The sequence below is a fragment of the Candidatus Krumholzibacteriia bacterium genome, assembly GCA_035268685.1.
Classification (GTDB): Bacteria; Krumholzibacteriota; Krumholzibacteriia; order JAJRXK01; family JAJRXK01; genus JAJRXK01.
The window spans coordinates 1-3,854 of the sequence record DATFKK010000063.1 but is presented as its reverse complement, the minus strand read 5'-3'; the positions used below and the strand labels follow the sequence as shown (position 1 = coordinate 3,854).

Sequence of the window (3,854 nt, the reverse complement as noted above, 5' to 3'; positions counted from 1 at the left end):
AAAGCTCGGAACCATCGAACGAGGTGGTCCATGTCGATGCCCGCGTGGCCTGCCTGTCTTCGACATCGAAAGGTTGTGGGGGTACAGCGTCGATCGGTCGCGTGATGCGACGACGTCCGAACCGGAAGTCTTCCGGCGCGGAACATCCCCGGAACATCCCCATCGCCTCCACAGCGGAAGTCCGTTCCGCGACGGAAGCCCCTGCGATCGCGCAGACCCTCGACCCGGCCAGCACCGACACACACCCGCTCAGCGACGCCCACCCCCGAACCGCACCGACAGACACGTCAATCCACCGTCCATCTTCCGGAACTCGCTCATCGCCAGCTCGACGACCGCGAGCCCGCGCGCGCGCAGGCGTCCAGCCATCGCCGGATACCCCGCCGGCACCAGTACCCGATCGTTCACCCGCAACACGTTCGCCGCGTACTCCTCGCCGTCGGGAACGACCACGCGATCGAACTCCGCGAACGCCGGCTCGTGGGCGAACTCCGCGGTCAGGACCAGCGTGTCGTCCGACACCGCGTTCACGCTCGACTTCAGATGCAGACCCGCACCGACCGGCACGGTCACGCACGAGAACCCCTGCGGTTCGACGATCGCCCGCAACTGACGTGCGCCGGCGTCGTTCGTCCGCTCCGACCGCCCCACGAACACGCGATCGCCGACGGTGAGCACGTCGCCGCCGTCGAGGGTGCCGGGCGCTTCGATGTCGACGACTGGGCCGAAGCGTTGCAACGCCTCGCCGACGGCGTCGATCTCTCCGCGCCGTTCGGGAGCTCCGGGCCGCGTGCGCACGATCACCTCGGGCGTCACCACGGCGACGTCCTCGACGAAGTGGGCGTCGGGATGGTCGGGCAGTGGGTCGAGCACGGTCGCGTCGACGCCGGCGTCGCGCAGGGCCGCGGCGTAGGCCTCGAACTGCTCGCGTGTGCGCGCGGGGTCGGGGCGGCCCTCGTCGGCGGTGGTCAGACCGTCGGCGACGGTCGGGGCGGGGCGGCGCAGGAGGGCGTGGGTGATCATGGGTGACTCCCGGGCAGGTCGGGCGGGTCGGTAGGCACGCGCACCCTGGGCGGGCGCGATCGCCGCGGCGTCATCTGTTCCCCCTTCGTTCCACGGGAAGGAACGGCGTGCGGCGGTGAAGGCCGCGATCACGACTTCACGCGTGCGTGATCGTGCTCCCGCTGGCGAGGATCGCAGACGGCTCCCCGGTTTCGAATCAGCACGCCGCGCCGAACCCGACGCGCCGGGTTCCAGCGCGGAACGTCCCCGATCCGTCCCCGGTCTCTTGCCGTGGGGCGTCCCCGGGAGCATCCATGAGCATGGAACTTCCCTTTCTCGCCTGGGTCCTCTTCGGTGTCATCTCGACCGTCGTCGCGTCGAACAAGGGGCGCAGCGGCTGTGGGTGGTTCCTGATCGGCATCCTGCTCGGACCCTTCGGGCTGATCTTCGCACTGCTCGTCCCGCAGGACCAGGGGGCGCTGGAGCGCGAAGCGCTTTCGACGGGCGCCATGAAGAAGTGTCCGCACTGCGCGGAGTTGATCAGGGCCGAGGCGACGAAGTGCCGCTACTGCGGCGAGCGGGTCTGAGCGTCGACGAGAGCCCACTTTCGGCGCGGAACATCCCCAGGTGTCACCGGGCCGACCCACCCGGCCGTCCGGGGCACGGTCTTCCCGGCCGCATCCGTCCTTGCCACGCCCGTCCGGCTCGACGCCCTCCGTGATTCCCGCCGGCCGGCCGCGCTCTGTGATTCCCGCCGCCCCGCCGCGTCCCACCCTCCGGACCCAGAATCCCACCGATCCGTCCGGAGGCCCCATGCATCGAGTCCATCGCGCCCTGGCCGTCTGTCTGCTCGCGGCGGCGGCCGCCCCGCTCGTCGCGCCGAGTGTCCACGCCCAGACTCCCTTCGTCGCGGCCCAGCCCTACTACCTGGGGCCGGGCAGCACGTCGGGGGTCGGGGTCGACGCGAGCTTCCAGAACTTCCTGATCGATTCCGACGGCGACGGGCAGATCGAGCCCGGCGAGGCCTCGCACCCGGTGCCGCTGGCCTTCACGAACACGGTCGCCAACTCGCAGTACCGGTTGTCGCCGAGTCGCGAGCACCTGGTGCTGTTCGGCTCGGCGCTGAACGGGCCGTGCACGAGCCAGCGCTCGTACTACGTCTATCGGATCCCACCCACCTCGGGCGATCCGCTGGAGATCGCGGGTCCGCCGATCTGCGTGGACACGAGCGAGGCCTTCGTCGGCTTCCACGATCCCGGGCCGGGCGGGTCGAACGACCTCTTCTTCGTGGTCGAGACGAGCGACGCCGCGCTCGAACAGCAGGTCTGGTTCAAGCGCCTGGCCGACGGCACCACGAGCGCGGGCTCGTTCCCGCTGGACCGCAGCGTGGGCGAGGTGACCTTCGCGCCGAACGGGATCGCCGCCTTCGTGCAGTACGACGTCGACGGCACGGACAACCTCGATTCGTACCAGATGTTCGAGTTGTGCAGCGAGGACGTGGGCAGCTTCGTGGGGCCGTCGAGCGGATCGGTGGTCGACGTCACGGGCGGAGGCGTGGCGACGGCGGCCCTGGTGAACGCCACCGATGCCATCGTCACCCGTGCGAGCGACCAGGCGCAGATCGCCACCTACACCCTGGACGACTGCAGCGGTCCGGCGCCCGCCACGGGTGCGTGCTGCCTGGAGGACGGCACCTGCAGCCCGGGCATGACCGAAGCCGGTTGCCTCGACGCCAACGGCACCTGGCAGGGCGCGGGCACCGACTGCGTGGGCGTGGACTGTCCGGAGCCGCCAGCGGTCGAATGGGCCCTCGGCGCGAGCGGTCCGTCGACGGCGGTCGCCCCGGGCTCGATCACGTACACCATCGACTACGCGAACACGGGCGACCTCGACGCGGGCGGGGCCACGCTCACGGCCAACGTCCCGTCGAACGCCACCTTCGCGAGCGCGACGGCGGGAGGGACCTTCGATGCCTTCACCCAGCGCGTGACCTGGAACCTGGGCACGGTCGCCGCCGGCGGCTCGGGCCAGGTGAGCTTCACGGTCGACGTCGACTGCGGGGTCGAGACCGTCCTGTTCAGCCAGTACTTCGTGCAGAGCACGGCGCCGACCACGCTCACCTTCGGCGCGAACAGCACCAGCACCGCGGTCAGCAGTGGTGGAGGGGGCGGTCTCGACGTGTTCGTGAGCAGCGCGCCCGACTCCAACCGGCCCCCGCGCGACGGGGACACGGTCACGCACACGATCACCATGGTCGAGACCGACGGGGTGGCCCGCCCGGGCGCGCGGCTGAACTTCGGCGTGGGTGTGGTGTGGACCTACGACGCGACACTCGACGCGGCCGGCGGTACGGTCACGCCCTCGACGTTCTGGTTCCAGTGGACGGGAGACATCGCCCCGAACGACACAACGCGCGTGGTCTTCCGGACGCGCGTGCCGGACTGCCGGCAGTCGTTCCAGACAGAGGACGCCCTGAACAATGGCTCGCCGATCACGGTCCTCGGCGGATGCGGGCCGCCGATCGGGCAGGCCTCGCCCGACACGGTGGCGTTGGCGCCGGTGCCGGTCCGGGCCACGTACGAGATCGCCGGCACCGGGCCGGTGGTGGCGGCGCCGATCGGCGGCGACACCGCCCTCGCGCGTCGCGGGGGCTCGATCGAGTTCGCGGCCCGCGCCGAGAACGTGTCGGCCGCGTCGCAGGACAGTGTCGTGCTGCGCTTCCAGGTGCCGTCCGGGCTGATGGCTTCGAACGACCCGCCCTGGATCGGCACGCCTCCGGTGGGCGCAACCTGGGATGCCGCCACTGCGACCGCTTCGTGGACGGGACCGCTCGCCTCCGGTGCCTCGGTCGC

The 3,854-nt window shown here is 71.0% G+C and carries 3 protein-coding genes; 2 read left to right on the top strand and 1 reads right to left on the bottom strand.

Annotated elements, in window-relative coordinates; all coding sequences use genetic code 11:
• Positions 1-249: 249 nt before the first annotated feature.
• Positions 250-1,023, bottom strand: coding sequence for an amidinotransferase (locus tag VKA86_06395; GenBank protein HKK70827.1), 774 nt, complete (start codon positions 1,021-1,023; stop codon positions 250-252).
• Between the two features lie 293 nt (positions 1,024-1,316).
• Here VKA86_06395 and VKA86_06390 point away from each other — a divergent pair, with 293 nt between their 5' ends.
• Both VKA86_06390 and VKA86_06385 read left to right on the top strand, forming a co-directional pair.
• On the top strand, positions 1,317-1,589 hold the full coding sequence (locus VKA86_06390) for a zinc ribbon domain-containing protein (protein HKK70826.1): 273 nt from the start codon (positions 1,317-1,319) through the stop codon (positions 1,587-1,589).
• 226 nt (positions 1,590-1,815) lie between these two features.
• Positions 1,816-3,854, top strand: a 2,039-nt coding sequence (locus VKA86_06385) for a hypothetical protein (protein ID HKK70825.1), incomplete at its 3' end; no start/stop codon positions are given.

Excerpts from the sequence above, each read along its gene's own strand:
- VKA86_06395 (HKK70827.1), bottom strand. The coding sequence starts at position 1,023 with ATGATCACCCACGCCCTCCTGCGCCGCCCCGCCCCGACCGTCGCCGAC.
- VKA86_06390 (HKK70826.1), top strand. The coding sequence starts at position 1,317 with ATGAGCATGGAACTTCCCTTTCTCGCCTGGGTCCTCTTCGGTGTCATC.